Origin of the sequence: Rhizobium hidalgonense (assembly GCF_002914525.1) — a bacterium.
GTDB classification, from domain to species: Bacteria; Pseudomonadota; Alphaproteobacteria; order Rhizobiales; family Rhizobiaceae; genus Rhizobium; species Rhizobium hidalgonense.
On the sequence record NZ_LODW01000116.1, the window covers coordinates 132,541 to 155,259 of the forward strand.

19 protein-coding genes are annotated in these 22,719 nt (G+C 60.5%); 6 read left to right on the top strand and 13 right to left on the bottom strand.

Annotation, left to right across the window (positions count from 1 at the left end; genetic code table 11):
* Positions 1-8 precede the first annotated feature (8 nt).
* The 6 genes from ATY29_RS32595 to ATY29_RS32620 all read right to left on the bottom strand — a co-directional run bounded on the left by ATY29_RS32595 (position 9) and on the right by ATY29_RS32620 (position 7,658).
* Entirely contained in the window at positions 9-527 is a 519-nt protein-coding gene (locus ATY29_RS32595) for a hypothetical protein (RefSeq protein WP_003565994.1), read from the bottom strand.
* A gap of 76 nt (positions 528-603) precedes the next feature.
* Positions 604-1,359 (bottom strand): urea ABC transporter ATP-binding protein UrtD, encoded by a 756-nt coding sequence (urtD, locus tag ATY29_RS32600; protein WP_003565995.1) that lies wholly within the window; start codon positions 1,357-1,359, stop codon positions 604-606.
* Positions 1,360-1,364: 5 nt separating this feature from the next.
* Entirely contained in the window at positions 1,365-2,528 is a 1,164-nt protein-coding gene (gene urtC, locus ATY29_RS32605; protein ID WP_003565996.1) for an urea ABC transporter permease subunit UrtC, read from the bottom strand.
* Positions 2,525-4,162, bottom strand: a complete 1,638-nt coding sequence (gene urtB, locus ATY29_RS32610; protein WP_003565998.1) for an urea ABC transporter permease subunit UrtB — start codon at positions 4,160-4,162, stop codon at positions 2,525-2,527. The genes urtC and urtB overlap by 4 nt, the downstream gene beginning before the upstream one ends.
* Before the next feature lie 114 nt (positions 4,163-4,276).
* Positions 4,277-5,569, bottom strand: coding sequence for an urea ABC transporter substrate-binding protein (urtA, locus tag ATY29_RS32615; RefSeq protein WP_003566000.1), 1,293 nt, complete (start codon positions 5,567-5,569; stop codon positions 4,277-4,279).
* A 184-nt stretch (positions 5,570-5,753) separates the two neighbouring features.
* Positions 5,754-7,658 (bottom strand): acid phosphatase, encoded by a 1,905-nt coding sequence (locus tag ATY29_RS32620; RefSeq protein ID WP_097533928.1) that lies wholly within the window; start codon positions 7,656-7,658, stop codon positions 5,754-5,756.
* A 177-nt stretch (positions 7,659-7,835) separates the two neighbouring features.
* On the opposite strand from ATY29_RS32620, the gene ATY29_RS32625 reads away from it, so the two are divergent.
* On the top strand, positions 7,836-11,222 hold the full coding sequence (locus ATY29_RS32625; RefSeq protein ID WP_025416898.1) for a hybrid sensor histidine kinase/response regulator: 3,387 nt from the start codon (positions 7,836-7,838) through the stop codon (positions 11,220-11,222).
* Positions 11,215-12,132 (top strand): response regulator transcription factor, encoded by a 918-nt coding sequence (locus ATY29_RS32630; RefSeq protein ID WP_097533929.1) that lies wholly within the window; start codon positions 11,215-11,217, stop codon positions 12,130-12,132. Before ATY29_RS32625 ends, ATY29_RS32630 begins: the two co-directional genes overlap by 8 nt.
* 184 nt (positions 12,133-12,316) lie before the next feature.
* Here the strand turns inward: ATY29_RS32630 and ATY29_RS32635 are convergent, their stop codons facing one another.
* From ATY29_RS32635 to ATY29_RS32660, 6 genes are all read right to left on the bottom strand, one after another.
* The gene (locus tag ATY29_RS32635) at positions 12,317-13,441 is read right to left on the bottom strand and encodes a branched-chain amino acid ABC transporter substrate-binding protein (RefSeq protein WP_003566004.1); all 1,125 of its coding nucleotides are present in this window, start codon (positions 13,439-13,441) and stop codon (positions 12,317-12,319) included.
* Between the two features lie 120 nt (positions 13,442-13,561).
* Positions 13,562-13,915, bottom strand: coding sequence for a DUF6867 family protein (locus ATY29_RS32640; protein ID WP_003566005.1), 354 nt, complete (start codon positions 13,913-13,915; stop codon positions 13,562-13,564).
* Positions 13,916-13,933: 18 nt separating this feature from the next.
* Positions 13,934-14,677, bottom strand: a complete 744-nt coding sequence (locus tag ATY29_RS32645) for an ABC transporter ATP-binding protein (protein WP_003566006.1) — start codon at positions 14,675-14,677, stop codon at positions 13,934-13,936.
* Positions 14,677-15,552, bottom strand: a complete 876-nt coding sequence (locus ATY29_RS32650; RefSeq protein ID WP_003566009.1) for an ABC transporter ATP-binding protein — start codon at positions 15,550-15,552, stop codon at positions 14,677-14,679. The genes ATY29_RS32645 and ATY29_RS32650 overlap by 1 nt, the downstream gene beginning before the upstream one ends.
* The gene (livM, locus tag ATY29_RS32655; RefSeq protein ID WP_003566011.1) at positions 15,552-16,943 is read right to left on the bottom strand and encodes a high-affinity branched-chain amino acid ABC transporter permease LivM; all 1,392 of its coding nucleotides are present in this window, start codon (positions 16,941-16,943) and stop codon (positions 15,552-15,554) included. The genes ATY29_RS32650 and livM overlap by 1 nt, the downstream gene beginning before the upstream one ends.
* Before the next feature lie 4 nt (positions 16,944-16,947).
* Positions 16,948-17,850, bottom strand: coding sequence for a branched-chain amino acid ABC transporter permease (locus ATY29_RS32660; protein ID WP_003566013.1), 903 nt, complete (start codon positions 17,848-17,850; stop codon positions 16,948-16,950).
* A gap of 537 nt (positions 17,851-18,387) precedes the next feature.
* On the opposite strand from ATY29_RS32660, the gene cysQ reads away from it, so the two are divergent.
* From cysQ to sciP, 3 genes are all read left to right on the top strand, one after another.
* Complete coding sequence (gene cysQ / locus ATY29_RS32670; protein ID WP_025416899.1) at positions 18,388-19,185, top strand: 3'(2'),5'-bisphosphate nucleotidase CysQ; 798 nt, start codon at positions 18,388-18,390, stop codon at positions 19,183-19,185.
* A gap of 533 nt (positions 19,186-19,718) precedes the next feature.
* Positions 19,719-20,444 carry a sugar transferase gene (locus ATY29_RS32675; protein ID WP_097533931.1) on the top strand — a complete coding sequence of 242 codons (726 nt, stop codon included), beginning with the start codon at positions 19,719-19,721 and terminating at the stop codon, positions 20,442-20,444.
* Positions 20,445-21,479: 1,035 nt separating this feature from the next.
* On the top strand, positions 21,480-21,755 hold the full coding sequence (gene sciP, locus ATY29_RS32680) for a CtrA inhibitor SciP (protein ID WP_007533628.1): 276 nt from the start codon (positions 21,480-21,482) through the stop codon (positions 21,753-21,755).
* Between the two features lie 20 nt (positions 21,756-21,775).
* Here sciP and ATY29_RS32685 read toward each other — a convergent pair whose 3' ends face one another.
* Positions 21,776-22,243 (bottom strand): paraquat-inducible protein A, encoded by a 468-nt coding sequence (locus ATY29_RS32685; RefSeq protein ID WP_097533932.1) that lies wholly within the window; start codon positions 22,241-22,243, stop codon positions 21,776-21,778.
* A 139-nt stretch (positions 22,244-22,382) separates the two neighbouring features.
* Between ATY29_RS32685 and ATY29_RS32690 the strand changes: the two genes are divergently transcribed.
* On the top strand, positions 22,383-22,661 hold the full coding sequence (locus tag ATY29_RS32690; RefSeq protein ID WP_003566022.1) for a GNAT family N-acetyltransferase: 279 nt from the start codon (positions 22,383-22,385) through the stop codon (positions 22,659-22,661).
* Positions 22,662-22,719: the final 58 nt, after the last annotated feature.

Consider the following 22,719-nt stretch of genomic DNA (forward strand, 5'->3'; position numbering starts at 1 on the left):
CGTTCCCATCAGTTCATCAGCGAGCGCCTCAGCACCTGCAAGGCGTGCTCCTGTTCTTTCGTTCTTTCGCCGCCGGCCGTGGCCACGTCCTCGGCAATGCCGATCAGTTGCTGCCGCTCTTGCGTGTCGAGCGCCTTTAACCACATATCCCGGAACCGGCGGATCGGGTCTTCGGGACTGGTGACGTTCTTGGACGCCCACTCGCCGAAAACCAGCACCTCTTCCATGTCGGCGGGCCGGATGATGCCTTTCATGCGGCTGCGCACGACCTCCTTTGCAGCGTCGACATACATCGGCTTCTCCTTGGCAAGGCAGAAGAAGAAGGCCACCGCCGCAATCGCCGGATCGGCGATCGAAGCCAGCGGCGCTACTTCCGCCTGCTTGCGGCGCTTTCCACGCTTATAGGCGCCGCGCATGCGCTCGACGGAATCGATGATCTCGCTTCCTGCCTCACGCACCATTTTAAAACGCCAGTACCAGATGACCGCGCCGCTGATCGCCGCGACCAGAATGCCGAGAAAAGCCATGATGAAACCCCACAATAAACCCCGCCCGTTTTAGAGCGTTTTCTTTTGTCAGGTTCAAGCCTATAAGTTGCATCGGTCACCGTCCGAGATAGTTCTCGATCACCTTCGGATCGGAGCTGACAAAATCGATCGATCCCTCAGCCAGCACCGAGCCCTCCGCAAGGCATGTGACTTTGACGCCGAGGTCGCGGATGAAGCCCATGTCGTGCTCGACGACGATGACCGATCGGGTCCTGGCGATATCCTTGAGCAGGATCGCCGTTTCCGCCGTTTCCGCATCGGTCATGCCGGCCACCGGTTCGTCGACGAGCAGCAGCTTCGGCTCCTGCGCCAAGAGCATGCCGATCTCCAGCCACTGCTTCTGCCCGTGCGAGAGGTTGGCGGCCAGTTCATCGCGGCGGTGGGTCAGCCGCACCGTATCGAGGATTTCCTCGATACGTGCCTTGTCTTCGCCCGAAAGCCGATAGAACAGCGTCGAGAATACGCCGCGGCGGCGGTTGAGCGCCAGCTCCAGATTATCCCACACAGTATGGCTTTCGAAGACGGTCGGCTTCTGGAATTTGCGGCCGATGCCGAGCTGGGCAATGTCGGCCTCGTCCTTCTTGGTGAGATCAACAGTGCCGTTGAAGAACACTTCGCCTTCATCGGGCCTGGTCTTGCCGGTGATGATATCCATCATCGTCGTCTTGCCGGCACCGTTCGGACCGATGATGGCGCGAAGCTCGCCGGGCTCGATGACGATCGACAGCGAATTCAACGCCTTGAAGCCGTCGAAGGAAACCGAGACGCCGTTAAGATAAAGCACGCTGCTGGGTTTGACGTCAGGAATCACCGTGTTCACTCCGCTGCCTGGATTTTCGGTTCGATGTCGTCTTCCTGCACGGCGGGCGGAACTGCAGCGGAAACGGCTTTCCGTTTGCCGAGATATCGCGCGACTGTGCCGACGACGCCCTTCGGTAGAAACAGGGTGACGGCAACGAAGAGACCGCCGAGCGCAAACAGCCAGAACTCAGGGAAGAGACCCGTGAAGATCGTCTTGCCGCCGTTGACGAGGATCGCACCGATGATCGGCCCGATCAGCGTCGCGCGCCCGCCGACTGCCGTCCAGATGACGACTTCGATCGAGTTGGCGGGCGCGAATTCGCCGGGATTGATGATGCCGACCTGCGGCACGTAGAGCGCGCCGGCAATGCCCGCCATCATCGCAGAGACGACGAAGGTGAAAAGTTTGAAATGCTCGACACGGTAGCCGAGGAAGCGCGTGCGGCTTTCGGCATCACGTACGCCGACCAGCACCTTGCCGAACTTCGAACGAACGATCGCCGAGGCAAGCAGCAGCGACAGTGCCAGGAGGATCGCGGTTGCCGCAAACAGGGCTGCACGCGTGCCGTCGGCCTGGACGTTGAAGCCGAGAATGTCCTTGAAATCGGTCAGGCCGTTATTGCCGCCAAACCCCATGTCGTTGCGGAAGAAGGCGAGCAGCAGTGCATAGGTCATCGCCTGGGTGATGATCGAGAGATAGACGCCGTTGACGCGTGAGCGGAAGGCGAACCAGCCGAAAACGAAGGCAAGCAGGCCGGGCACGACGAGAACCATCAGCGCCGCAAACCAGAAGTGGTTGAAGCCGTACCAGAACCAGGGCAGATCCTTCCAGTTCAGGAACACCATGAAGTCGGGCAGAACGGGGTTGCCGTAGCTGCCGCGGGTGCCGATCTGGCGCATCAGATACATGCCCATCGCATAACCGCCGAGCGCGAAAAAGGCGCCGTGGCCAAGCGAAAGGATGCCGCAGAAGCCCCAGACGAGATCGAGCGCAAGCGCCAGCAGCGCATAGGTCAGGTACTTGCCGAACAGCGCCATGACATAGGTCGGGATATGCAGCGGGTTGGTCGGCCCCGTCATCAGGTTCAGGACGGGAACGAGAATGGCGACCAGAAGCAACAGGGCGATGGCAATGACGATCTTGCGATCGAGAGACCGGAGAAGGAAGGCCGTAATCATGCTTCCACCGCCCTTCCTTTGAGTGCGAAGAGCCCGCGCGGACGCTTCTGGATGAAGAGGATGATGAGGACAAGCACCAGGATCTTGCCGAGCACGGCGCCAGCGAAGGGCTCGAGGAACTTGTTGACGACGCCGAGCGACAGCGCCCCGACCAGCGTGCCCCAGAGATTGCCGACACCGCCGAACACGACGACCATGAAGCTGTCGATAATGTAGTTCTGGCCGAGGTTCGGCGAGACGTTGTCGATCTGGCTGAGCGCCACGCCGGCAATGCCAGCAATGCCGGAACCGAGCGCGAAGGTGAAGGCATCGACCCAGCCGGTGCGGATCCCCATCGAGGAGGCCATCCGCCGGTTCTGCGTAACGGCGCGCATCTGCAAGCCGAAGGCGGACCGCTTGAGCAGCAACAGCAGCGTCACGAAGACGACCATCGAGAAGATGATGATCCACATGCGGTTCCAGGTGATGGAGAGTCCACCGAGATCGAAGACGCCCGACATCCAGCTCGGATTGCGCACTTCGCGGTTGGTCGGGCCGAAATAGCTGCGGATTGCCTGCTGCAAGATCAGCGACACGCCCCAGGTGGCGAGCAGCGTTTCCAGCGGCCGGCCATAGAGATAGCGGATGACGGCGCGCTCGATGATGAGACCGACGAAGCCGGTAAAGACGAAAGCGGCAGGCACCGCGAAGGCCAGGGAATAATCGGCCAGCTCGGGAAAGGCCGCAGCGATGTATTCCTGCACGACATAGGTCGTATAGGCGCCGATCATCACCATTTCGCCATGCGCCATGTTGATGACACCCATGACGCCGAAGGTGATGGCAAGGCCGATTGCCGCCAGCAGCAGCACCGAACCGAGGGACAGGCCATACCAGACGTTCTGAGCGACGTCCCATAGTGCCAGGTCGCGATTGATGGAGCTGATGTTCGACTGGATTGCCGGCTTCAAATCATCGGGAGCGGTTTCGAGCGTGGTCGTCAGAATGGTCAGCGCGTCGCGATTGCCGCGCGCTGCGATCGTATCGATTGCAGCCTTCTTGTCCTCGACGCTCGCATCGGTCTTCAACAGCAGCACAGCGCGCGCCGCTTCCATCGTATTCTTGATCTCCGCGTCCTTTTCGGTCGCAAGCGCCGAATTCAGCAGCTCGAGATTGGCGGGATCGGCGTCCTTCAGCAGGCCCTGTGCGGCTGCAAGCCGCGCGGAACGCTCCGGGCTCATCAGCGTCAGCTGGCTGTTGGCGGCGCCGATGACACCGCGAAGCGCGTTGTTGATCTTGACCTTGCTCATCATGTCAGGATCGACATCGTCAGCGGGTTCACCGGTGATCGGATCGGAATAGGTCGGCTCGTCATCGGTACCGCCCTGGAGGAGAACGGGGCCGCCATCGGAGTTGACGTAGAGCAGGCCGCCGCTCAATTGCTGCAATATCTGGCTGACATGCGGGTCCTTGGAGGCGACCAGCGCCTTGATCGCCGCTTCACGGTCCGAGAAGTCGCCGACGCCGAGTGCGTCGATGAGGACATGGATATCGCCCTCGGCCCGAACTTCGCCCGAAATTGATAGACTTGAAAATGACAGGCCCGAAAACGTCAGGCAGAGCGTAACGAGGAAAATCTTTATGGCGCGATACATCGGCTTTTTCGCCCTTGATATCGTTGGCGTTGCGGCGCAATCGCTGGGACGGAGCTTCCGCCCGGGACCAACCCCGGACGGAAGCCACTCGGCATCGATCGTTCGACGGATCTATCAGGAGCCCTTGCCGCCACACTTGCCGGTTGCAACGTTGAAGTTGCCGCAGGACATCGGCTTGCGCCAATCGGAGATCAGATCCTTGGAGTCCGGCAGATAATCTGACCATTCGTCGCCGACGACGGCAGGTGTCTGCTGGACAATTTCGAACTGGCCGTCGGCCTGGATTTCACCGATCAGCACCGGCTTGGTGATGTGGTGGTTCGGCATGACGGTGGCATAGCCGCCGGAGAGGTTCGGAACGCTGACGCCGATGATGGAGTCGAGAACCTTGTCGGTATCGGTCGTGCCGGCAGCCTGGACGGCCTTAACCCATGCGTTGAAGCCGATATAGGCAGCTTCCATCGGGTCGTTGGTCACGCGCTTGTCGTTCTTGGTGAAGGCGTGCCAATCCTTGATGAACTTCTTGTTGGCCGGGCTTTCCACGGATTCGAAGTAGTTCCAGGCGGCGAGATGGCCGACGAGCGGCTTGGTATCGAGACCGGCAAGCTCTTCTTCACCGACCGAGAAGGCGACGACGGGAATGTCGGTTGCCTTGATGCCCTTGTTGCCCAGTTCCTTGTAGAACGGAACGTTGGCATCGCCGTTGATCGTCGAGACGACGGCGGTCTTCTTGCCGGCCGAACCGAATTCCTTGATCTTGGAAACTTCGGTCTGCCAGTCGGAGAAGCCGAACGGCGTATAGTTGGTCATGATGTCTTCTTTCGGAATACCCTTGGAAATCAGGTATGCCTCGAGAATCTTGTTGGTCGTGCGCGGATAGACGTAGTCGGTACCTTCGAGCACGAAGCGCTTGACGCCTTCTTTTTCCATCAGGTAGTCGACGGCCGGAATTGCCTGCTGGTTCGGCGCCGCACCGGTGTAGAAAATGTTGCGCGAGGATTCTTCGCCTTCGTACTGCACCGGATAGAAGAGCAGCGAATTCAGCTCTTCGAAAACAGGCAGGACGGATTTGCGCGAGGATGAGGTCCAGCAGCCGAAGACGGCGGCGACCTTGTCCTTTTCGATCAGCTCGCGTGCCTTTTCGGCAAACAACGGCCAGTCGGAAGCCGGATCGACAACGACGGCCTCGAGCTTCTTGCCAAGCAGACCGCCCTTCTTGTTCTGCTCGTCGATGAGCATCAACATGGCGTCTTTCAGTGTGGTTTCGGAAATCGCCATCGTGCCCGAGAGCGAATGCAGCACGCCGACCTTGATCGTGTCGTCGGCGGCCACCGCGCCGTGGAAGGCGGCCGAGGCCGCCATGACGGCACCGAGCGCGGCACCGGTGATCGTGGATTTGAGATTCATCTTGGTTGAGCCCCTCTTCTTGTTCCGCAACAGGCCGGAAACGGATTAACTGTTGCCAAGGGACTATCGGGTGCTGCAACGCAAAAACACATACGCAAAATGACGTAGGCGCAGGGGTCAAACGGGTCGGAAACAAAGGGCATCCCCACAGCTGGGGATGCCCTTCTGGTTCGGAGACGGAGGATTAGCCGTCGATCGTCAAGGTCACGACTGTCGGGCCGTAGGAAAGGCTGGCCTTATGGCCGGAAATGGTGATCTTTCCGAAGGCACCGGAAATGGCACTCGCCTTCAGGATTTCGATCTTTGTTCCGGGCGCCGGGGCATAGCCATCGGCAAGGGTCACGTCGAGATCACCGGCCAGCGCTGCTTTGCCTTCGACGGCCAGCGTGCCTGCGCCGTTCGCACCGAGCGCCAGTTTCGCCGCAGCATCGGCGGACTGCTGATAATCGCCGCCCACGGTCAGCGGCTTGCCAGCCGCCACAACGAGAAAACCGCCATTGATCGTCAGCCCGCCGGTGCCGAAGGCAGACGGCGAGCCGGCCACCAGCGCACCTTCTTCCAGCACGGTGCCGCCGGCATAGCTGTTGGCGCCTGATAGCCCGAGGATGCCGTCGCCGCGCTTCACCAGCCGGCCCTTGCCGCCGATGTCGTTGCGCCAGCTATCGATCGCATTGAAGCCGCCCTTGGCCGTGTCCATCGTCACGGTGACATCCTGCTCGAAAGCACCGTAACCATCGGCAGCGGCAAACAGGTTGAGACGGCCGTAGCCTTCCGCGTCGTCGATGAGCGGATAGCCCGAGGCGATCGCCGTCGTCTTCAACACGTCGCGGCGCTGCGCGCCGTCGAGATAGGGCAGACGCGTTTCGAGAAGCGCTTCGGCGCCCTGCGGCACGCGCGCCGGCTGGTCGGTCGCATGGATCGTCGGCAGGCCGTAGCTCAGGCGCTGCAGCACGTAAGCGCGATTGGCGTCATGATCGGCAAAGCGGTCCACCGCGATCGGCGCCGCATGCGCAGCGACTTCGAGCGCGCCCGCATCCGCAACGCCGGATTTGGCGATCAGCCACGACTGCGCCTGTGCGAAGGCATCGCTCTTCAGCGCTGCGTTGTCGGCTTTGTTCAGGTTATAGACCACCGTCGCGGTGCCGAGCATACGGCCGCCCATCACGTCGAGAGGGGAATGCATGCCGGCAAGAATACGGTCTTCGCCCAGTTCGCTGGCACGCGTGATCATTTCCTGGAAGCGCTGCGGCACAAGGTAAGCCATCGCGAGTGCATCACGCCAGGCTTCCGCCGTATGGCCGCTCGGGAAACCGCCGTCTTCGACCGGTTTGCCGCTCTTGGCAGGCACCAGCGTCGGTACGACAGATACGTCCTGGCTCCAGCGGTAGGGTCGGCCATATTTGAAATAGCGTTTGGCAGGCTCCGTCGAACCGTCACCGCTTGCAGCGTTGATGAAGTCGATCGCGAAGCCCATATCCGGGTTGGCATCGGTCTTGTTTTCCGTGTCCGGCTTGCTGCCGGCGCCGCGATTGTTGCCCTTGTCGTCATATTTGACCGTCGTTGCATCAGCCGCCACCTCCGTGATCGTGGTGGTCTGCTTGGAGCCGGCCTTCCAGGCAGCAGTCAGCGGACCGAAGCCGTCGACGATGCTGGCATTCTTGCCGCGCCGGTCGTCGAGATAGGCGGCAACAGCCTGATCGGCCGTCCGCGCCTTCGTCGCCCTGACGACATAAGCGATGTTGGCGTCATGCACCGCTTGATTGACGATCTGGCCGTCGGTCTTGCTGGCGGGAATGCCATCCCAATCCGTCTTGGCGACCGCCGGGCAATTGTCCTTGGCCGCGGCTTCGACGCCCGCGTCGACGAAAGGCGTGCGCGGGGTCCAGACTTCGAGGAAGCCGGAGAGAAGGTGAACGGCGGCATTGGTGTCCACCGTCGAGAAGCAGGCGTCACCGCGCTTATTGGTGTTTCCGATCTCGACATAAGGCGCTTCCGCCACTGTCGCCTGCTCGGCGCCGGCAAGCGATGGCACGATCGAAACAAGGCAGACGAGCGCGGTGCTCAGGCGGAAAAGGCTTGAAACAGACATGGGTGATACCTGAAATAGTTGAACGAACGGCTGAGAGTTAGAAGGCTTTTGTGACAGACCGGCTTCAAAAATATGGCGGTTCCGTGAATCTGCCAGTGCTCCGCCCTTGCCTTTCTCAGCCATCCCGCCAAAACTGTTTCGAGACGTTTAGCCCCACCGGAATGCCGGAAGGAAGACATGGCAGCGCGCCAACGCATCATTCCGGTAAGACGCGAATATAATCGCTGGGTCGCCAACCAGACGCTGGAAGATTATGCGCTGCGTTTCACCGCAAAGAGCGCCCGCCACTTCTCCTCCCAGCGCATCGCCCAGACGGCGATCGGCGCGATCTCCTTCCTCGCGCTCGAGGCGATCGGCGGCGCCATTACCCTGTCCTACGGCACTACCAATGCCTTCTATGCCATTATCGTCGCTTCGCTCGCCATGTTGGCGATTGGTCTACCGATCAGCCGCTATGCCATCCGCCACGGCGTCGACATCGATCTTCTGACCCGCGGCGCCGGCTTCGGTTATATCGGCTCGACCATTACCTCGCTGATCTATGCGAGCTTCACCTTCATGCTGTTTGCGATCGAGGCCTCGATCATGTCCGGGGCGCTGGAGCTCACCCTCGGCATTCCGCTCTGGATCGGCTATATCCTCAGCGCCGTCATGGTCATCCCGCTGGTGACGCACGGCGTGCGGCTGATCAGTAAATTCCAGCTGATGACCCAGCCTTTCTGGATCGTGCTGAATATCCTGCCCTTCATCTTCATCGCCTTCATGGACTGGGAGAAATTCGATCTCTGGCGCGCCTTTGCCGGCATCCGTCATGCCTCAGGCCCGCCCGGCACTGTCGCCGATTTCGATCTGGTCGAGTTCGGCGCAGCCTCTGCCGTCATCCTGGCCCTGATGTCGCAGATCGGCGAACAGGCCGACTTCCTGCGCTTCCTGCCGCCGGAGCCGCGGCGCAAGTGGCGCCATCGCCTTGCCGTATTCCTCGCCGGACCTGGCTGGGTCGTCATCGGCGCACCGAAGCTGCTTGCCGGTTCCTTCCTGGTCGTGCTGACCTTCGCCTCGGGCGTGCCTGTCGATCGCGCCGCCGATCCGGCGCAGATGTATCTGACCGCCTTCGGCTATATGGTCCCCTGGCACAATGCTGCGCTGTTGCTGATGGCGGCCTTCGTCGTCGTCTCGCAGCTGAAGATCAACGTGATGAATGCCTATGCCGGTTCGCTCGCCTGGTCGAACTTCTTTTCGCGGCTGACCCACAGCCATCCCGGCCGCGTCATCTGGCTGGTCTTCAACGTCGCGATCGCCCTGCTGCTTATGGAACTCGGCATCTACCGGCTGCTGGAGGAGACGCTCGGGATATTCTCGATCATCGCCATGGCCTGGCTCTGCACGATCTTCGCCGACCTCTTCATCAACAAGCCGCTGGGGCTCGCTCCCCCCGGCATCGAGTTCAAACGCGCCCACCTCTACGACATCAACCCGGTCGGGCTCGGCGCCATGACGCTGTCGGCAACGGTGTCGCTGATCGCCCATTTCGGCGCCTTCGGCGCGATCGCCGCCTCGCTCGCCCCCTATATCACCCTCGTCGTCACGCTCATCGCCGCGCCGGCGCTCGCCTGGGCGACGAAAGGCAGATTCTATCTCGCCCGCAAACCGCGCCGGAGCTGGAAGAATCTGACGAGCATCACCTGCTCCGTCTGCGAGCATCCCTTCGAGCCGGAGGATATGGCCTGGTGTCCGGCCTATGCCGCGCCGATCTGTTCGCTGTGCTGCTCGCTTGACAGCCGCTGCCACGACATGTGCAAGCCGGCCGCCCGCCTCAACGCCCAGGTCGGCACTGTCGCCAAGGCGCTGCTGCCGGAAACGGTTTTAGGCAAGCTGACGACGCGCCTCGGCCGCTACGGCATCGCCGTCGTGCTGGCCTTGACCGCCATCGGCGCAATCCTGGCGATGATCGCCCATCAGGTCGCCGCCGCCTCGCCCGAGACGGCCGAGGTCGTCAACCGCACCATTCTCATCGTCTTCTTCGTCTTCTCGGTGATATCAGGCGTTGTCTGCTGGTTCTATGTGCTCGCCCATGACAGCCGCGTCGTCGCCGAGGAGGAATCTTCGCGCCAGAACACCCTGCTGCTCAAGGAAATAGCCGCTCACAAGAAGACCGACACTGCCTTGCAGAACGCCAAGGAGACGGCCGAGGCCGCCAATCGTGCCAAGAGCCGCTACGTTGTCGGCCTCAGCCACGAACTGCGCACGCCGCTCAACGCCGTGCTCGGTTATGCCCAGATCCTCGAGCGCGACGAGACCATCCCGCCGCCGCGCCAATCCTCGATCAAGGTCATCCGCCGCAGCGCCGAACATCTCTCCGGGCTGATCGACGGCCTGCTGGATATTTCCAAGATCGAGGCAGGCCGCCTGCAGGTCTATTCCAACGAGATCAACATCCAGGATTTCCTCGACCAGATCGTCGATATGTTCCGCCCGCAGGCGCAGGCCAAAGGGCTCGCCTTCGTCCATCAGCGCTCGTCGGCCCTGCCGCAATTCGTCCGCACCGACGAAAAGCGGCTGCGTCAGATCCTCGTCAACCTGCTCTCCAATGCCATCAAATTCACCGATGAAGGCAGGGTCACCTTCGATGTCGGCTATCGCAACCAGGTGGCGACTTTCACCGTCACTGACACCGGCCGCGGCATCGCCGAGAAAGACCTGAGCCGCATCTACGAGCCCTTCCAGCGCGGCGAGGCCGAAAGCGTCCGGCCAATGCCGGGCCTCGGCCTCGGCCTCACCATCACCCGGCTTCTGACCAACACGCTTGGCGGCGAGATTTCGGTTTCGAGTATCAAGGATGAAGGTTCGACCTTCCGTGTCCGCCTCATGCTGTCCGCCGTCATGCGCGCCGTGGCCGCCGCACCGCAGGAGAAACGCGTTGTCGGTTACGACGGACCGCGCCGCACGATCGTTGTCGTCGACGACAATGAAGACCATCGCGAGATGATGCGTGAAATCCTGGCACCGCTCGATTTCATCGTCCTGACGGCGGCAGGTGGCGCCGAATGCCTGACGCTGATCGATGGAATTATACCAGACCTCTTCCTTGTCGACATCCTGATGCCCGGCATGAACGGCTGGCAGCTCGTCTCGCGCCTGCGCGAGGCCGGCCAGACGGCGCCGATGCTGATGCTTTCTGCGAATATCGGCGATGCGGCGGTTCTCGGCGACAGTGACGACAGCCACAATGATGCGATCGGCAAGCCGGTCGACATCCGCCAGCTCCGCGATAAGCTCGCTTTGCATCTTGGCGTGAAGTGGATCTATGCCGACGTAGCAGCAGCCATTTCTGTCAAGACTGTAACGCCGATGCTGAGCCCCGGTGCTGCGCATGTGCAGGAATTGCTGCGGCTCGGCGAGATCGGCTATATCAGAGGCATCGAAGCCAAACTTTCCGATCTTGCCAAGGTGGAGGCAAATCAGCCATTCACCGAGAAACTCTACGCCTATGTCGCCGCCTTCGATCTCGCCGGCTTCATGACCTTCCTGCACGACTTCGACGAAAAGGTGGAATCCATTGGCTGAGCCGGCCCTCCCCCGCGACATCGTTCTGCTCGTTGACGACTCGCCCGAAGCATTGGGCTTCCTGACCGACGCGCTCGAACAATCCGGCTTTTCCGTGCTGATCGCCACGTCAGGCACTGCAGCACTCGGCATCGTCGAGCGTATCACACCCGATCTCATTCTGCTCGACGCCGTCATGCCCGCCATGGATGGCTTCGAGACCTGCCGCAGGCTGAAGGCGAATGCTGCGGTGGCGCAGGTTCCCGTCATCTTCATGACCGGTCTGACCGAGACCGAGCATGTGGTGCACGCGCTGGAATCCGGCGGCGTCGATTATCTCGCCAAGCCGATCAATATCGACGAATTGCGCGCCCGCATCCGTGTCCATCTGCGCAACGCCCGCTCGGCCCAAAGCGCCCGCGTCGCGCTCGATGCCGCCGGTCGCCATCTGCTGGCGGTCAAAGGTGACGGCGCCATCCATTGGTCGACGCCGCAGGCAACACGGCTGGTCAATGCCGCCATGGGCAGCGATGACGGCATGGAAATCGTCGTCCGCCATATTTCCGGCTGGATGGGCGAGCGCGCAGGCGCAGCGCGAGACGGCATCATCTCGATCGCCCATGCCGGCCAGGCGGCGCTGCAGCTCGCCTTCCTCGGCGCGATCGGCCCGGACGAATACCTCTTCCGCCTCACCGCCGCCAATCAGCGCAGCGACGACGAGATGCTGCGCCAGCGCTTCTCGCTCACCCAGCGCGAATCCGAAGTGTTGCTCTGGATCTCCAAGGGCAAGGCCAACCGCGACATTGGCGAAATACTGGGACTGTCGGCGCGCACCGTGAACAAGCACCTCGAACAGATCTATGTGAAGCTCGGCGTCGAGAACCGGGCATCGGCCGCCGTGAAGGCGACGCATGTGCTGCACGAGATGTGAGGGATTTGGGCGGCGTCACCGCCGGGATTGCCGAGGGCGTTCGTGACGGCCGGCAATTGACGGAAATCGTCGGCGGCAGATAAGCGGCACGGAGACCGACGGAAATTCAATTCTCCCCAGAACGAAAGAAGCCCGGCCGGAACCGGGCTTCGATCAGATCATCGTGCCAATAGGCAAGCTGAACTTACTTTGCGTCCTGCGGGACGTAGGTGTACTTGCCGTCCGCGCCCTTCTTCCATTCGTACATGATGTAGCCGGGGATCTTCGGGTCGCCCTTTTCGTCGAACGAAATGTCGCCGAGAACCGTCGGGAACGGACCCTTTTCCTTCATGGCCGTGGCAACGGCTTCAGGATCCACCGAACCGGCAGCCTTGGCCGCTCCCGCAATCGCCTGCATCGCGGCGTAGGAGTAAAGCGTGTAGGCTTCCGGGTTGAAACCGGCGGCCTTGAACTTTTCGACGAGCTCCTTGTTCGCCGGGTTCAGCGTCGGGTCGGGGCCGAAGGTGTTCAGCGTACCGGCGACAGCGTCACCAGCGATCGAGGCGAGTTCGTTCGAAACGATACCGTCGCCCGAAACCAGCGTTGCCTTCAGGCCCTGGTCTGCCGCCTGACGGATGATGAGACCGGCTTCGGTGTGCAGACCGCCCCAATAGATGATCGAGACGCCGGCTTCCTTCATCTTGGCGATGAGGGCGGAGAAGTCCTTGTCGCCGACGTTGATGCCTTCGTACATGACTTCCGTCAGACCGGCGGCATTCATCGCCTTCTTGGTTTCGTCGGCAAGACCCTGACCGTAGGGGGTCTTGTCGTGAACGACGGCGATCTTGGCATCCTTGAAGTGGTCGGCAAGATACTTGCCGGCGATGGCGCCCTGCTGGTCGTCACGGCCGCAGGTGCGGAACGTGTTCCAGAGACCGCGCTCAGTGAACTTCGGGTTGGTAGCGGCCGGGGTGATTTCGAGAATGCCGTTTTCGGCATAGACTTCCGAAGCCGGGATGGAAACGCCCGAGTTGAAGTGGCCGATGACGAACTTGACGCCGTCAGCAACGAATTTGTTGGCGACCGAGATGCCCTGCTTCGGGTCGGAGACGTCGTCGCCGAGCTCAATCTTGATCTGCTCGCCGTTGATGCCGCCAGCAGCGTTGATGTCGGCAGCCGCCTGCTCGGCGCCCTTCTGGAGCTGAGCGCCGAACGCAGCGTTCGGGCCGGTCAGCGGACCAGCGACAGCGATGAGAACGTCGGCCCACGCATTGCCGCTGAAGGCGACCATCGCCGTCAGAGCCACTGCCGACAGAAGAGACTTCTTCATATTGTTACTCCCAATTTTTGGGCGGGTTCCGGTCCAAGGCCCGGCGCACTACCCACCATTGACTGCGCCAGGAAAGCTGTTCCACTCTGAAGGCAATTCATGCCTAGTTTCAACGGACTGTCAATGTTTCTCCTTCCACGAAAACGCGGAAGTTTTTTCGTACAGCCAGTAATAGTTGTTGACCATCTGATTGGTGCGGCGAAAGCGGAAGCCCGCCGTCGAGAAGACCAGCAGCGTCACGAAATCGATGCCGTAGTAGACGGCGTCGAGCATCGGCCCGTTGAACAAGGCGTGGTGCAGAAACTGCATCGCCCAGGCCAGCAGGAAGGTGTAGATCACGGCTAGCGGATAATTGTTCCAGCCGTCAGCAACCGCCTTGCCGGCTCGCCAGGCCGTCCAAAAGCCGATCAGCACGACGAGGACACGAATGACCACTCGGACACCGACATCGCTTTCGAAGAAAAGTCCCTGCATATCAAACTCTCCTTTCGACTAGTGTCTTCCGCCTTCGAGATAGGCGGCGCGGACCTCGGGATTGGCGAGCAGTTCCTTGCCGGAGCCGCTCATCGTCACCTTGCCGTTCACCATCACGTAAGCGCGGTGCGAAAGCCTGAGGGCCGCGAATGCGTTCTGCTCGACGAGGAATACGGTCAGCCCTTCCTGTTCATTGAGCTTGCGGATCGCCTCGAAGATGCCCTTGACGATCAGCGGCGCAAGGCCGAGTGAAGGTTCGTCGAGCAACAGCAGCTTCGGCCGCGCCATCAGCGCCCGGCCAATCGACAGCATCTGCTGCTCGCCGCCCGAAAGCGTGCCGCCGCGCTGGGCGTGACGTTCTTTCAGACGCGGGAAGAGCGCAAAGATCTTCTCGACGTCTTCGGCAAAATATTTGAGGTTGTCGAGACCGGCGCCCATCTGGAGATTTTCCAGAACCGTCATGCGCGGAAAGATGCGGCGTCCCTCAGGCGACTGCGCAATGCGCAGGCGAGCGATTTCGTGGGTCGGCATGCGGGTGATGTCGCGGCCCTCGAAGACCACCGAGCCGGTGCGGGCTTGCGGGCTGCCGCAGATCGTCATCATCAGCGTCGACTTGCCGGCGCCGTTGGCGCCGATCAGGCTGACGATTTCACCTTTGTTGACATTCACGTCGACGCCGGCCAGCGCACGGATATTGCCATAATAGGTTTCTACGCCGTTGACCTGAAGGAGCGGTTGACCCGTCATTACTTCGTCGCCCATCAGTTTGCGCCTCCTTCGAGCTGCTCGACGGTTGCGATCACCTCTTCCACTTCTTCATCCTCGACGCCGAGATAGGCTGCGATGACCTTCGGATCGTTCTTCACGTGCTCAGGCGTGCCATCGGAAATCTTCTGGCCGTATTCGAGCACCACGACGTGGTCGGAGATTTCCATGACCACCGACATGTCGTGCTCGATGAGCAGGATAGATGTTCCGGTTTCGGCGCGGATGCTCTGCAGCAGCGCATTGAGCGTTGCCGACTCCCGCGGGTTCAGGCCTGCGGCCGGTTCGTCCAGGCAAAGCAGCTCGGGGCCGGTACACATGGCGCGGGCGATCTCGAGACGCCGCTGAGCGCCATAGGGCAGATCGCCCGCCGGATCGTCGGCACGGTCGATCAGATCGGCCTTCTCAAGCCAATGGCGCGCCAGCTCGATCGATGCGGCCGCCTCTCGCTTGTAGGGACCGATGCCGATGAGGCCGAGGATCGTATAACCCGACGCCTTCATCAGCTTGTTGTGCTGGGCGACGAGCAGGTTTTCGAGAACCGTCAGGCCGGAGAACAGCCGGATGTTCTGGAAGGTTCGCGCCACCTTGGCTTCTTTGGTGATGCGAAAGTCCGGGAGACGCTCCAGCAGATACTGCTTGCCGCTTCTCTGGTTGAGCGTGATCATCCCCATCGTCGGCTTATAGAAGCCGGTGATGCAGTTGAAGACGGTGGTCTTGCCGGCGCCGTTCGGCCCGATCAGCGCGGTGATGTCGCCGCGCTTGGCTTCGAAAGAGAAGTCGTTGATGGCCATCAGGCCGCCGAACTTCATCGACAGGTGCTCGACCTTGAGCAGCGTATCGCTTGATATTGTGTTGGTAACGGGGCTCATCAACCGTGGCCCTCCTTGGTAAAGCTTCCGGATATTGCCTTACTTTCTTTAAGAAAGGCAGTCGGCTGACGTGAGCCCACGAAACCGCGCGGTTTGAACAGCATGACGACGACCATGGCGAGGCCGAAGAGCAGCATGCGGTACAGTTCCGGCGTGAAATCAGGCCCGAAGACCGCTTTCAGGAAGTCCATTTCGCGCAGCGCTTCGGTACCGCCGACCATGACGATCGCAGCGATCGCGATGCCGGTCAGCGAGCCCATGCCGCCGAGAACGACAATGGCAAGAACGACCGCCGATTCCAGGAAGATGAAGGATTCCGGCGAGACAAAACCCTGGCGCGCCGCAAAGAACGAGCCTGCGAAGCCCCCGAACATCGCACCCGTTGCAAAGGCCGTAAGTTTGGTCGTCACCGTGTTGATCCCCAGCGAACGGCAGGCGATCTCGTCTTCGCGAAGCGCCTCCCAGGCACGCCCGATCGGCATACGGCGCAGCCGGATGGTGACGTAGGCCGTCAGCATGCAGAGCATCAGGATGAGATAGAAGAGAAAGATCTTGTAGTAGGCGGAAGACATCGGCAGATGGAAGAGCTTGGCAAAGCCGCCGGCCGTCGCATCGAAGGGAATGCCGAAGAGGGTCGCCTTCGGAATGCTCGAGATACCGAACGTTCCTCTGGTCACGTCGGTCCAGTTGATGAGGACCAGGCGGATGATTTCACCGAAGGCGAGCGTTACGATGGCGAGGTAATCGCCCCGCAGGCGCAGCACCGGGAAGCCGAGGATGACGCCCCAGAGTGCGGCGAAGATGCCGGAAAGCGGCAGCAGCACCCAGAAGGACAGGCCGAAATAACTCGACAGTAGCGCGTAGGAATAAGCGCCGACCGCGTAGAAGGCGACGTAGCCGAGATCGAGCAGGCCGGCGAGCCCGACGACGATGTTCAGCCCCCAGGCAAGCATCACGTAGATCAGGATCTGGATGCCAAAATTGTCGACCCATTTCAGTGAGCCCTGAGCGCCGACAAGCGCCACGACCACCACCGGATAGAGCACCAGCGCAAGCAACGCGATCTTCAGGAAATGCCGATGGAAGAAGCTCTTTTCCGTCGAGATGTCGAGATCGCCCTGGCGCGCCTTGCTGAGCTTGCGGCGGTCGATATTCGGCTTGATGAAAACGACCATCGCGAAGCGGCCGATCGCGGCAACCGCGACGAAGATCGCAAGCAGTCCCCAGCGCTGGACGATGATCAGCTCGTTGTTGATGTTCTGGTCGGTCTTCAGGCCGACATAGAGAACGAACATGCCGAACGACAGGACGGCGGCGAAAAGGGCTTCGGTAAGGCCTTTGCGGACAAGTCCGGCATCGGGCTTGCCTGCAGAATTTTCAATGTTTGCCATGACGTTATACCTTCTCGACTTCCGGCCGTCCGAGGATACCCGTCGGCTTGAAGATCAGCACGAAAGCGAGGATGGCGAAGGTCGCGACATCCTTGTACGCGATGGTGAAATAGGCCGACCACAGCGATTCGATCAGGCCGATCATCAGCCCGCCGAGAACGGCTCCCGGCAATGAGCCGATGCCGCCGAGAACGGCTGCGGTAAAGGCCTTCACACCCGGCGTGAAGCCGTCGGCGAACGAAGCGACGCCATAATACATCAGATACATCGTGCCGGCGACGGCAGCCAGCGCCGCGCCCATGACGAAGGTGATCGAAATCGTCTGGTCGACATTGACGCCGAGCAGCGCCGCCATCTTGCGGTCCTGCTCCGTCGCGCGCTGGGCGCGGCCAAGCGCCGTATGATTGACGATGTACCAAAAGATCGTCAGCAGCACCGCCGTGATCACGATAATGATGATCTGCTTCAGCGACACCGAGATGTTGCCGAACTGATAGACCGTGCTGACCATCGGCGGGATCGGCTTGTTGCGCGGACCCTGCGTCACCTGGATGAAGTTGGACAGCACGATCGACATGCCGATCGCCGTGATCAACGGCGCCAGGCGGAAGGAACCACGTAGCGGCCGATAGGCGACGCGCTCGATCGTCCAATTCCACAAACTCGTCATCAGCATCGCAACGACAAGCATCGCCAGCAGCAGAACTGCCACCGGAAGACCTGCGAAGATCGATGTGAGAACGAGAAAGACGATAAGAGCGGCAAAACCACCGAGCATGAAGATATCGCCATGGGCGAAATTGATCATGCCGATAATGCCGTAAACCATCGTATAACCAATAGCCACAAGGCCATAGATGGATCCGAGCGTCAGCCCATTGAAGAGCTGCTGGACGAAATACTCCATATGTCGTTTTCCCCTGGATGCGAACCGAGTAGGCTGCATCTCTTTTTGGTTCTTTGGTTCCCCGTTTCAGAGAACCTCATAGGCCGAATGCATACCGGTTTCGTTGGAAATGTGAAGACAAAAAGGATTTACTCCGACAAATTCTTGTCCGAACAGGCCTAAGTGGCGCATTTTGAACCAAAATCCACAGAAAATCGGCAAAGAACGGCCTGTTTTTAGTCAGAAACCGCCACTGCTTTAACGATTCGCAGATATCGCCGGCGATTTCCCTCTTCCGCTTGTGGCGCAAGCTATTCCATAGAATTGGAAGATGGCGCAAATTCAGACCCTAAGTTATCGACTTTCGCGAATACCATTTCACGCCCGGACGCCCTTCTTCGTCTGACAAGGCTGAAAACTTATGGTAGCCTCGTGGAACTGCGTTAGGGGGATGCAGAGCGCGATGGGTAACACCATATCAAGTATCTGGTGATAGGGATGGTTTGCGGATGAGCGACAGTGGGGTGCTCGGTCCGCGTGGCGAACGGCAAAAGGACAATGCTGAGGACATTTGAAAGGGCGGCCCTCGAAGCCGGCAAGGCCATTATCACGGTCCTGCGCGAAGGCTTCCCGGTCGCCATGAAAGCGGATGCAAGTCCGGTCACGGTCGCCGACGAGGAGGCCGAACGCATCATCCTCGCTCATCTCGCCAAGGATTATCCCGATATACCCGTCGTGGCGGAAGAATCGGTCGCCGCCGGAAAAGTTCCCGACATCGCCGGCCGCGGCTTCTTCCTGGTCGATCCTCTCGACGGCACGCGCGAATTCGTCGACGGCCGACAGGAATTCACCGTCAACATCGCTTATATCGAGAACGGCGTGCCGGTGGCCGGCATTGTCTACGCCCCGGCGCTCGGGCTTGCCTTCTCGGGCGAACGCGGCCACGCCGAACGGCTCGTCGTCACCGACAATTTTACGGTCGGCGCGCGCAGCGCAATTACCGTGCGCGAACAGCCGGACGACAGGCTGGCGCTCGCCAGCCTTCGCCACAACAGCCCCGAGACCGGAAGCTTCCTTGCCCACCACGCCATCTCCAAATGCACCAATATCGGCTCCTCGCTGAAATTCTGCCTGCTGGCCGAAGGCAAGGCCGACGTCTATCCGCGCTTCACCCGCACGATGGAATGGGACACGGCGGCCGGTGATGCGGTGCTGCGCGCCGCTGGCGGTTCGACGGTGACACTCGACGGAGCGTTGCTGACCTACGGCAAAACGGGCGCTGCCGCCGATTTCGACTTCGCGAACCCGAACTTCATCTCCTGGGGCGGCACGAAACGCGTCCTCGAACCGGCATAGCCGCAGCAAACCCCTGAGACAGCTATCCAGCGATCGGGCCTCGTCAGAACCCAAGAGTGATTCGCAAACGGCCGGCCGGATCGGGTGATTCTCGGTTTGAACCCCGTTTTTTCCATATTCCCGTGCCGGATCTCCACCGATCGCGCCTTGATTTTGTCATATTGTGACACAGTTTGGGAACGATCGGGCGTCCTCGCTCGAAAAATTTCGTGCTGGAATTCGTTAAAAATACCGGCTGACGAGTGTTGGTCGCGTGCCGAAACAACACGTCGGATCACCCCCGGAAGCCCTCGTCAAAGGCCTAAAAACCTTGATGAAATTCCAATTATTAACGAAATATCATGAGGTTGCCTCAACTTAACGCACCTGCGAAAGATTTATTGCGATGCGATATTTCTCTGGACACCATTACACAATTGTCGCATTTTTCCGTTTTAGTAGGGTTACCAAGACCTGAGTGCAGCCCTGGTGACAGGGTAAACCATTGATCGCCTATTGCCGCCGCACCCCTCGAAGACAACAGAGTACGATCCTTGAGCATCACGGAACTAAACAACAGCATTTCGACTGAGTCCTTCCGGCCGAACCGCCGCCAGCAGCCGAGCCTGAAGATTCAGACCCCTGTTATCCATAGCGATGCGCCGCAGGCGCCGTGGATGGATCTCGTCCTGAAGCGGGCGTTCGACATCGTTTCGTCGTTGAGCGCCCTCCTCGTCCTTGCCCCATTCCTTCTGTTCGTCGCCTTGCTGATCAAGCTCGACAGCCCGGGACCGGTGCTCTTCAAGCAGACCCGCTGGGGCAAGAACTGCAAGACCATCAAGGTCTACAAGTTCCGCTCGATGCGCACCGATCTCTGCGATGTCTCCGGCGTTGCCCAGACGGTGAGGAACGACCCGCGCGTTACCCGCGTCGGCGCTATCCTGCGCCGCACGAACGTCGATGAGCTACCGCAGTTGCTGAACGTGCTGATGGGCCATATGTCCGTGGTCGGTCCGCGCTGCCATGCAATCGGCATGCGCGCCGGCGGCATGCTCTACGAAGAACTCGTCCCGGAATACCATCAGCGCCACGCCATGCGTCCCGGCATGACCGGTCTTGCCCAGATGCGCGGCCTGCGCGGCCCGACCGATCGTCCGGCCAAGGCGCGTGCCCGCATCGTCAGCGATCTCTATTACGTCGCAAATTTCTCGATCGGCATGGATATCCGCATCATTGCTGGCACCGTCGTTTCCGAGCTGACCCGCGGAAAAGGCTTCTAAGCTTCTGAGAGGGGCCGGCAGCTTAAGCAGCCGGCACCCGAGCGTTCCGGCGACCGCAACCTGCGGCTGACCGAATCGAGCTTGCGCATCGCGCCCCTCAACACCCCAACGCCATATGCGACGAGAAACCGAGAGTGCTCGCAATCTCGTCGCTGCTTTGCTGGCCACAGGCCAGCGGAGGATTCGCACCGGGCGCCCTATCGCCTGCGCCCTTGGGACGTCGGCCCGTGAAGGCGAAGATGTATTGTTTCAGGTCAGGGTCGCGCGGGCGCGAAGGCGAAAATATTCTTCAGCACGTGCATCTGAAAAATGGGGAAGGTTGCTTTTTTGGCGCCGCCGCCCGCCTCGCTAAACGTCTGCCCCGATCCTCCGCTTCCTCGCGGTCACATCTGCCGCAAGAAAAGAAAACTCGACTGCCCGGTTAAAAGTCGAGAAGGCTTTCCGGACAGTCAGCTGGTTTTCCGTGAAAGCCATGCGGCAGCCTCTAGGGAAAGCTGAGAGCAGACAAAAATTGAAGTCCCGCAAACTTTGCCATCTTGCCTCGCCGCTCCTTTCCGACGCTCGGCGAAATCTCATCGCCGCCTGTCTGCGAAGGCGAAAAATCCAGCATCCGCAATCGTCGCGCGCATGCTCGGTTGTTTTCATCTTCATATGACGTATGGCTTGCCTCAGCCGAGCCCCGCCGCCGGCAGCGAGAGGCTCGCTCGTCAGACACGGCTTTGCCCCCAATCACGAGGACGCCAAGCATCAAAAGCGCGAGTTGGACTAAGACATTGGCAGGAACCAAGACGGTGTCTGGCGCCTATGCCTATGCCCGGCGCTACAAAGTTCATCCTGGAAAATCAGTCCTGTCTATTCAGCGGGCTCCCATTGCAGGTCGCACCAAGCAGACGTGGCGGCAGATGGCCGCCCCGGGGTCGCCGACCGGCCTGGGGCGGCTAAATTTGTTATCAAAGTCTTACGATGGGCTTAGGCAATTTTTAAATGTGGCAGGCTAGAGTGGCGTCCGTGGTCTTGCGTTGTGTAGAGAGTCCAATGACCGAAATGATACGTCCCCGAGTAAAATATGTCATCGGCCCCGATGGCAGCCCCCTGACGATCGCGGATCTTCCGCCGCCCAATACGCGGCGCTGGGTGATCCGTCGGAAGGCAGAGGTTGTCGCGGCTGTTCGCGGTGGCCTGTTAAGCTTGGAAGAGGCCTGCGAGCGTTACACGCTCACGGTCGAAGAGTTCCTCTCCTGGCAATCGTCGATCAACAGCCACGGTCTCGCCGGCCTGCGCACCACGCGCATCCAGCAATATCGCCACTGATCGCACGACATCACGGATATTTATTTCGGGCCGGACGCATTTCCCATAAGGGAATGAAGAAGGCCCGAAATCATTGACGAGGCCGCGTAGCACCAAAGGCCCGGCTGTGTGAAGGCATCCGCCAACCCCGTTGTCTTCGCCGCAGCAATGACGATCGCGACCAGCAGCACGTCCATCATTGACCACTTGGACAGATGCGGCACGACGCGACGATAGAACAGGCTGCCGGCCCCGCCCCCGGCAGCCGTCGCTTCCGCAGCGATCCCGATCATCTTCAGAAACGGCAGCACGATCGAAACCAGCGCGACGATCGCTGCCAGCAGCCCATTGCCGCCTTGCCAGAGCGAGACGACGATTTCGATGAGCGACGGCGTCTGATCGAAGAAATAAAGCGTTTCGAACCGGACCAGCGGCAGGATGAGGCCGAGCGCCAGGAGGAACGGCGCTGCCACGAGAAGAGCGGGGCGGATGATCGAAAGCGCGCTCATTGCTGCGAAGCTCGCGCCGATCCGACATTATTCATGAACACTCCGTCTCCTCCAGCAATAGCCTCGCGGCTTGGCATGATCGCATCCGCATGTCACGGTCGCCGACGACAATATCCCCATCTGCTGCGAGGAAAGACAAATGGACATTCGAAACGAGGAAGGCGCTTCCGGCGGCCGTTATGCGGCCGAGGTCGAAGGGCATGAGGCCGAGATGACCTATTCGCGCACATCGGCGAAACTCGTCATCGTCGATCACACCGCGGTTCCCGATGCGCTGCGCGGCAAGGGCGTCGGCCAGGCACTGGCGCTGCACGCGGTGGAGGCGGCCCGCACCGGCGGCTGGAAGATCATCCCGCTCTGCCCTTTTTTCAAGGCGCAGGCGCAGCGCCATCCGGAATGGCAGGATGTCGTGAATTGATTGTTGTCGTTGTAAGCGACGCGCCGTTGAGTGGCGCCAAGAGGCGAAAACACCAAAA

Bases quoted from the DNA above. Each gene is read 5' to 3' on its own strand.
- ATY29_RS32635 (WP_003566004.1), bottom strand. From the start codon at position 13,441: ATGAAGAAGTCTCTTCTGTCGGCAGTGGCTCTGACGGCGATGGTCGCC.
- ATY29_RS32650 (WP_003566009.1), bottom strand. From the start codon at position 15,552: ATGAGCCCCGTTACCAACACAATATCAAGCGATACGCTGCTCAAGGTC.
- sciP (WP_007533628.1), top strand. From the start codon at position 21,480: ATGACCGAAATGATACGTCCCCGAGTAAAATATGTCATCGGCCCCGAT.
- cysQ (WP_025416899.1), top strand. From the start codon at position 18,388: ATGCTGAGGACATTTGAAAGGGCGGCCCTCGAAGCCGGCAAGGCCATT.
- livM (WP_003566011.1), bottom strand. From the start codon at position 16,943: ATGGCAAACATTGAAAATTCTGCAGGCAAGCCCGATGCCGGACTTGTC.
- urtA (WP_003566000.1), bottom strand. From the start codon at position 5,569: ATGAATCTCAAATCCACGATCACCGGTGCCGCGCTCGGTGCCGTCATG.
- ATY29_RS32645 (WP_003566006.1), bottom strand. From the start codon at position 14,677: ATGGGCGACGAAGTAATGACGGGTCAACCGCTCCTTCAGGTCAACGGC.
- urtC (WP_003565996.1), bottom strand. From the start codon at position 2,528: ATGATTACGGCCTTCCTTCTCCGGTCTCTCGATCGCAAGATCGTCATT.
- urtB (WP_003565998.1), bottom strand. From the start codon at position 4,162: ATGTATCGCGCCATAAAGATTTTCCTCGTTACGCTCTGCCTGACGTTT.
- ATY29_RS32690 (WP_003566022.1), top strand. From the start codon at position 22,383: ATGGACATTCGAAACGAGGAAGGCGCTTCCGGCGGCCGTTATGCGGCC.
- ATY29_RS32620 (WP_097533928.1), bottom strand. From the start codon at position 7,658: ATGTCTGTTTCAAGCCTTTTCCGCCTGAGCACCGCGCTCGTCTGCCTT.
- ATY29_RS32625 (WP_025416898.1), top strand. From the start codon at position 7,836: ATGGCAGCGCGCCAACGCATCATTCCGGTAAGACGCGAATATAATCGC.
- ATY29_RS32685 (WP_097533932.1), bottom strand. From the start codon at position 22,243: ATGAGCGCGCTTTCGATCATCCGCCCCGCTCTTCTCGTGGCAGCGCCG.
- ATY29_RS32660 (WP_003566013.1), bottom strand. From the start codon at position 17,850: ATGGAGTATTTCGTCCAGCAGCTCTTCAATGGGCTGACGCTCGGATCC.
- ATY29_RS32595 (WP_003565994.1), bottom strand. From the start codon at position 527: ATGGCTTTTCTCGGCATTCTGGTCGCGGCGATCAGCGGCGCGGTCATC.
- ATY29_RS32640 (WP_003566005.1), bottom strand. From the start codon at position 13,915: ATGCAGGGACTTTTCTTCGAAAGCGATGTCGGTGTCCGAGTGGTCATT.